Origin of the sequence: Pseudonocardia pini (assembly GCF_013870575.1) — a bacterium.
In the GTDB taxonomy this organism is placed as follows: domain Bacteria; phylum Actinomycetota; class Actinomycetes; order Mycobacteriales; family Pseudonocardiaceae; genus Pseudonocardia; species Pseudonocardia pini.
Map to the genome: position 1 here is coordinate 1 of NZ_JACBXB010000377.1, position 5,206 is coordinate 5,206.

Here is a 5,206-nt window from a genome sequence, read left to right on the forward strand (position 1 = left end):
AGATCGCCGCGGAGCTCGGGATCGGGGTGCGGGAGCTCCGCGGCGCGGTGCAGCACCGGCAGCTCGTGAGCGTCGAGGCACTCGAGGCGGGAGCCGCCGGTCCGGTGACCCTCGCCGAGCTGGTCGCGGACGCCTCCGCGCCCGACCCGGCGGAGATCGCGGAGCACGCGGAGACCGTGCGAGAGCTCGTCGTGGCGGTGGCCGACCTGGAGGAGCGGGACCGCCAGGTGGTCCGCCTCTACTACCTCGAGAACCGCACCCTGGCCGAGATCGGGCGGATGCTGGGGGTCACCGAGTCGCGGGTGTGCCAGCTGCACGCCCGGCTCGTCACCCGGCTGCGCGTCCGGCTCACCGCGAGCGAGGCGGGCTGAGCGCAGGGCCCGTCACGGCTCGTCCGGCGCGGGCAGGGGGTAGAGCCGCACGAACCGCGGCCGCAGGAGGACGAGCGGATCGAGGTACTCCGAGGTCGACCGCACGCCGCGGCGGACGCCCCAGTGCAGGCACGCCACCTCCGCGCAGCCCGCGTGCCCGGCCTCGAGCGTGCCGATCGGGTCCCCGCGGGCGACCCGGACCCCGACGGCCGCCGTCCCCGTGACGGGCTCGTAGGTCGTCCGCAGCCCGTCCTCGTGCTGCACCGACACCACCCCGCGCCCTGCGACCTGCCCCACGAACACGACCTCGCCCGCCCGCGCCGCGAGCACCGCCTGCCCCGGGGCGCCGAAGAGGTACGCACCCCGATGGCCCCGCCCGTACCGGAAGGGCGGCTCGTCGAACGGCCGCGCGACCCGGGGAACCGGCGCCAGCGGCCACCCGTACTCGACCCCCGGAGCCAGCGGCGCGGTGCTGCGCACCATGATGACCTCGAAGATCCACCGCGCCACGGTGACCCAGGCCGACCTGCACTACGTCGGCTCGGTCACCGTCGACCGCGACCTGATGGACGCCTCCGGCCTGCTGGAGGGGGAGAAGGTCGCGATCGTCGACATCACCAACGGCGCCCGGCTCGAGACCTACGTGATCCCGGGCGAGCGCGGCAGCGGGGTGATCGGGATCAACGGCGCCGCCGCGCACCTCGTGCACCCCGGTGACCTCGTCATCCTCATCGCCTACGGCATGCTCGACGACGCCGAGCTGCTCACCTACTCCCCGAAGGTCGTGTTCGTCGACGGGGACAACCGGATCGTCGAGCTGGGCTCGGACCCCGCGCACGCACCGGAGGGGTCGGGGCTGCTCTCCGGCTCACGGTGATGCTCCTCTGCATCGACGTCGGCAACACCCAGATCGCCCTCGGCGTCTACGAGGGCGAGACGCTCGTCCGCGACTGGCGGATGCGCACCGACCCGCGGATCACCGCCGACGAGCTGGAGGTCGCCTTCCGCGGCCTGCTGCGGGAGTACGCGCCGCAGGTCGGCGGGGTCGCGGCGCTGTCCACCGTGCCGTCGCTGCTGCGTGAGCTGCGGCTGATGCTGGAGCGGTGGGCCGCGGACATGCCCGCCGTCGTCGTGGGGCCCGGGGTGCGCACGGGCGTGCCGCTGCTCGTCGACAACCCTCGCGAGGTGGGGGCGGACCGGGTGGTGAACACCCTCGCCGCGCACCACCGGCACGCCACGGCCTGCGTCGTCGTGGACTTCGGCACCTCCACGAACATCGACGTGGTCTCCGCGAAGGGCGAGTTCCTCGGCGGCGCGCTCGCTCCCGGCATCGACATCTCCATGGACGCGCTCGCGCACCGCGCCGCCGCGCTGCGGACCGTCGAGCTGGTCCCGCCGCGCTCGGTCATCGGGAAGAACACCGTCGAGTGCCTGCAGTCCGGCGTGCTCTACGGCTTCGCGGGCCAGGTCGACGGCCTGGTGCGCCGGATCATCGCCGAGCTCGGCCCGGCCGCGGGGCCGGTCACCGTGCTGGGCACGGGCGGGCTCGCCCCGCTCATGGCCGGGATCTCGGACACCATCACCGAGTACGTGCCGGAGCTGACCCTCGAGGGGCTCCGCCTCACCTTCGACCGCAACGTCCGCAGCACCAGCGTGAAGCCGGGCAGCACGAACGACCCGGAGGCGGTCTCCGGGCAGGTGGCCAGGTAGGCGCGCATCCGGTCGAAGGCGGCCTCGCGCTCGGCCTCCGCGGTCATCAGCGCCCACGAATGGGTGCGCAGCGAGGCGACGAGGTCCTCCGTCGTCGTCGGGCGGTCGTTGCGGAACTCCGCCCGCTCGGTCGGGCCGAAGGGCGCCGGGAGCGCGAGCTCGGCGCCGTCCCCGCCGCGTGGGTTCGCCATGCCGTGGTCGAGGGACCGGGCGTACCCCGTCACCCAGTCGACGGCACCGTCGTCGCAGTTCCACAGGCCTGCGAACACCCCGCCCGGACGCAGCACGCGCGCGATCTCCGGCCAGACCCGGTCCTGGTCGAACCAGTGGATCGCCTGGCCGACCAGCACGGCGTCGACCGAGGCGGTGGGCAGCGGGATGTCCTCTGCGCTCCCTTCCAGCGCCTCGACCTGCGGGAGGTCGGTGCGCAGGCGCGCCAGCATGCCCGCATCGGGCTCGACGGCCACGACGTCGCGGTCGAGCAGCCGCGCCGTCAGCTTGCCGGTCCCGGCGGCGAGGTCGAGCACCCGTGGACCCGGCGCGTGCTCGAGCGCCCAGGCGACCGGCTCGGGCGGGTAGTCGGGCCGATGACGGGCGTAGTCGTCCGCGGCAGCGCCGAAGACGAGGCGGCGTTCGGTCACCACCCGACGCTAACCCGCTGCCGAGATGAACGTCAGTGTCTTTTTCGGGCCGTTGAACCGCACTGACGTCCATCTCGACACCGGGGGGAAACCGCCGGCACCCAGCGTCTAGCCTTTGTCGGCGTGACCGACGAGCCGCGCATTCCTGACGACGACCTGCCCGAGCAGATGAGGGTCCGGTCCTCCAAGCGCGCGGACATGCTCGAGGCGGGCCAGGACCCGTACCCCGTCGAGGTCGCCCGCACGCACAGCCTGAAGGCCGTCCGCGAAGCGCATCCCGACCTGGAGCCGGGGGCCGAGACCGGGGAGACGGTCACCGTCGTCGGTCGGGTGCTCTTCCTGCGCAACACCGGCAAGCTCTGCTTCGCGAAGCTCGTCGAGGGGGACGGCACCGAGCTGCAGGCCATGCTCAGCCTGGCGAAGGTCGGCGAGGAGGAGCTGGCGCGCTGGAAGGCGCAGGTCGACCGCGGGGACCACGTGCAGGTGACCGGCGAGGTCGTCGCGTCGAAGCGCGGCGAGCTGTCGGTGATGGCGGACTCCTGGCAGATGGCGGCGAAGGCCATCCGCCCCCTGCCCAACGCGCACGGGGACCTGAGCGAGGAGACCCGCGTCCGCCAGCGGTACGTCGACCTGATCCTGCGCCCGCAGGCGCGCGAGATGGTCCGGGCCCGTTCCACGGTGCTCCGCACGCTGCGCCGCCAGTTCGAGGACCGCGGGTACACCGAGGTCGAGACGCCGATGCTGCAGCTGCTGCACGGCGGCGCCACCGCGCGCCCGTTCGTCACGCACACGAACGCCCTCGACGCCGACCTGTATCTGCGAATCGCGCCCGAGCTGTTCCTGAAGCGGGCCGTGGTCGGCGGGATCGAGCGGGTTTTCGAGATCAACAGGGTCTTCCGGAACGAGGGCATCGACTCGACCCATTCGCCCGAGTTCGCGATGCTGGAGGCCTACCAGGCCTATGCCACGTACGACGACATGGCCATTCTCACGCGTGAGCTGATCCAGGAATGTGTACGCGCTGTGTTCGGCTCGACCATCGTGCGTCACTCCGACGGGTCGGAACACGATCTCGGGGGTGAGTGGCGTTCGGTCACGCTCCACGAATCGGTCTCCGAGGCGGTGGGGGAATCCGTGACTCCGGACACCTCGGCGGAGGAGCTGCGCAAGATCGCGGCGACGCACGAGGTGGCGCTGAAGGATTCCTGGAGCGCGGGCGAGATCGTTCTGGAGTTGTTCGAGAAGCTCGTCGAGCACACCCTCCAGGCGCCGACGTTCGTCCGCGACTACCCCGTCGAGGTCCGCCCGCTCACCCGGCAGCACCGGGACGACCCGCGGCTGGCGGAGGCCTGGGACCTCGTGGTCTTCGGGCACGAGCTGGCCACGGCCTATTCCGAGCTGGTGGACCCGGTGGAACAGCGCGCGCGGTTGCAGGCGCAGTCGCTGTTGGCGGCCAAGGGTGATCCGGAGGCCATGCAGCTCGACGAGGACTTCCTGCGGGCGATGGAGTACGGAATGCCCCCGACCGGCGGCATGGGAATGGGCGTCGACCGGCTGCTGATGACGCTCACCGGCACCGGTATCCGGGAGACCATCCTGTTCCCGTTGGTCCGCCAGGAGTCCTAGCGCGCTCGACAACGCACGAGGAATTGCGTTATTGTTTCCGCCGACGGCGCGGCCGTGGAAAAGTAACCATTTCTCGATGTGTTGGAGGCTGCGGCGGTGGCGCAGATCCGTGAGATCAGGCTGATCGACGACCTGGACGGCGAGAAGGCCGACGAGACCGTCGAGTTCGGCCTCGACGGCAAGAACTACGAGATCGACCTCTCCACGGGTAACGCGGACAAGCTCCGGGACGCCCTGGCGTCGTACGTGGGTGCGGCGCGGAAGTCGGCGGGGAAGCGGCGGGGTGCGGCCGCGTCGAGCCCTGGGGCGGCGGCACGTCGTCCCTCGATCGACCGGGAGCAGAACCAGGCCATCCGCGACTGGGCCCGCAAGCGCGGGATGAAGGTCTCCGATCGCGGCCGGATCCCGGCCGAGGTGCTGGAGGCCTACCACCAGGAGAACTGACCGGTCCTCCGGAGAGGGCCGACCGGGTGACCCCGGTCGGCCTTCTCCGTTGTGTGTGAGGGCTCAACTGAGGCCTGCCTAGCCACTCTCGCGGCGTAGCGTGGGGATCCAGAACCCCGCTTCCCCCGGAGGTGCCCATGGCCCGTCGTGTCACCAGCCTGGAGGTCGCCCGGACCGAGCGCCTCACGCCGCACATGGTGCGCGTGGTCGCCACCGGTCCGGAGCTCGCGTCCTTCCCCGAGCCCGAGTTCACCGACAGCTACGTGAAGATTCTGTTTCCGGTGCCGGGGGTGTCGTACCCCACGCCGTTCGACATGGACGTCATCCGCCGGGACCTGCCGCGCGAGGCGTGGCCCCGGCTGCGCACCTACACCGTGCGCGCGTTCGACCCCGCCGCGGCGGAGCTGACGATCG

7 protein-coding genes and 1 pseudogene are annotated in these 5,206 nt (G+C 71.8%); 6 read left to right on the forward strand and 2 right to left on the reverse strand.

Translation table 11 applies throughout. The features are described 5' to 3' along the window. The coding region (locus H5J29_RS19920; protein WP_181782563.1) for a sigma-70 family RNA polymerase sigma factor at window positions 1-371 on the forward strand (371 nt) is incomplete at its 5' end. A gap of 12 nt (window positions 372-383) precedes the next feature. Here H5J29_RS19920 and H5J29_RS19925 read toward each other — a convergent pair. Further along, entirely contained in the window at window positions 384-854 is a 471-nt protein-coding gene (locus H5J29_RS19925) for a M23 family metallopeptidase (protein WP_181782564.1), read from the reverse strand. On the opposite strand from H5J29_RS19925, the gene panD reads away from it, so the two are divergent. Next, on the forward strand, window positions 841-1,248 hold the full coding sequence (panD, locus tag H5J29_RS19930) for an aspartate 1-decarboxylase (RefSeq protein WP_181782565.1): 408 nt from the start codon (window positions 841-843) through the stop codon (window positions 1,246-1,248). The two genes, H5J29_RS19925 and panD, sit on opposite strands and share 14 nt — an antisense overlap. Further along, window positions 1,248-2,081, forward strand: coding sequence for a type III pantothenate kinase (locus tag H5J29_RS19935; RefSeq protein ID WP_181782566.1), 834 nt, complete (start codon window positions 1,248-1,250; stop codon window positions 2,079-2,081). The genes panD and H5J29_RS19935 overlap by 1 nt, the downstream gene beginning before the upstream one ends. 272 nt (window positions 2,082-2,353) lie before the next feature. On the opposite strand, the pseudogene H5J29_RS36280 reads toward H5J29_RS19935, so the two are convergent. Then, window positions 2,354-2,725 (reverse strand): annotated as a pseudogene (locus H5J29_RS36280) (class I SAM-dependent methyltransferase); the annotation flags it as partial. Between the two features lie 165 nt (window positions 2,726-2,890). On the opposite strand from H5J29_RS36280, the gene lysS reads away from it, so the two are divergent. The 3 genes from lysS to H5J29_RS19955 all read left to right on the forward strand — a co-directional run. Beyond that, on the forward strand, window positions 2,891-4,348 hold the full coding sequence (gene lysS, locus H5J29_RS19945; protein WP_181782569.1) for a lysine--tRNA ligase: 1,458 nt from the start codon (window positions 2,891-2,893) through the stop codon (window positions 4,346-4,348). A 96-nt stretch (window positions 4,349-4,444) separates the two neighbouring features. Further along, window positions 4,445-4,792 (forward strand): histone-like nucleoid-structuring protein Lsr2, encoded by a 348-nt coding sequence (locus H5J29_RS19950; protein ID WP_181782567.1) that lies wholly within the window; start codon window positions 4,445-4,447, stop codon window positions 4,790-4,792. 137 nt (window positions 4,793-4,929) lie between these two features. Beyond that, the coding region (locus tag H5J29_RS19955) for a siderophore-interacting protein (RefSeq protein WP_181782568.1) at window positions 4,930-5,206 on the forward strand (277 nt) is incomplete at its 3' end.